Annotated in this window: 2 protein-coding genes; both read left to right on the plus strand. The window is 70.9% G+C overall.

From position 1 onward, the window contains the following. On the plus strand, nt 1–372 hold a 372-nt coding region (locus I0Q12_RS34165; protein ID WP_231611598.1), incomplete at its 5' end, for an XdhC family protein. Next, on the plus strand, nt 369–983 hold a 615-nt coding region (locus tag I0Q12_RS34170; RefSeq protein WP_374068810.1), incomplete at its 3' end, for an AAA family ATPase. The genes I0Q12_RS34165 and I0Q12_RS34170, both read left to right, overlap by 4 nt.

The raw sequence follows: 983 nt of genomic DNA on the forward strand, positions 1-983 counted from the left end.
TCCGGCCTCGACGCCGGTGCCCCGTACATCGGTCTGGTCGCGAGCCGCAAGCGCGGGCCCGAGGTCCTCGAGCAGCTCGACGCCACCGCCTCCGAACTTGCCCGCATCCACACCCCGGCGGGCCTGGACATCGGAGCCCGCACCGCCGCGGAGATCGGCCTGTCCATCGTCGCGGACGTGGTGCGCACGATCCGCAGCGGCAAGGTGGCACCGCCCGTGTCCGCGCCGCAGCCGATCACCGCCGTCGACCCGGTGTGCGGCATGACCGTGACCGTCACCGACTCCACCCCGCACCTGAACCTCGACGGCACCGATGTGTGGTTCTGCTGCCCCGGTTGCCGCCGCGCCTACGAGAAGGAGCACGCGGCGTGACGGTGCCCGGCCCGGCCCCGACGTTCACCGACGTCGACGACGTGATCCGCCGGTTCGACGCGCACGACTACCTGCTCGACGAGGGGACCGCCACGGCGTTGTTCCTCGCCGTCGAACTCCGCCGGCCGCTGCTGCTCGAAGGCGAACCGGGAGTGGGGAAGACCACCGCGGCCAAGGCACTCGCCCTGGCACTCGACGCGCCGCTCATCCGGCTGCAGTGCTACGAGGGGCTGACCGCGAGCGAAGCCCTCTACGACTGGAACCATCAGCGGCAACTGCTCGCCATCCGCCTCGCCGAATCCCGCGGCGACACCCTGCGCGAGGCCGACCTGTACTCGGAGGAATTCCTTCTCGAGCGGCCCGTCCTGCAGTGCGTGCGACACCGCGGCCCCACCGCACCGGTGCTGCTCGTCGACGAAATCGACCGTGCCGACGACGAATTCGAGGCGCTGTTGCTCGAATTCCTCGGCGAGTTCGCCGTCACCGTGCCGGAACTGGGCACCCTCGCCGCGACCCGGCGGCCGGTGGTGGTGCTCACCTCCAACCGCAGTCGCGACCTGCACGACGCACTGCGCCGCCGCTGCCTGTACCACTGGATCGACTATCCCGAC

Source organism: Rhodococcus sp. CX (assembly GCF_015865005.1).
Classification (GTDB): Bacteria; Actinomycetota; Actinomycetes; order Mycobacteriales; family Mycobacteriaceae; genus Rhodococcus.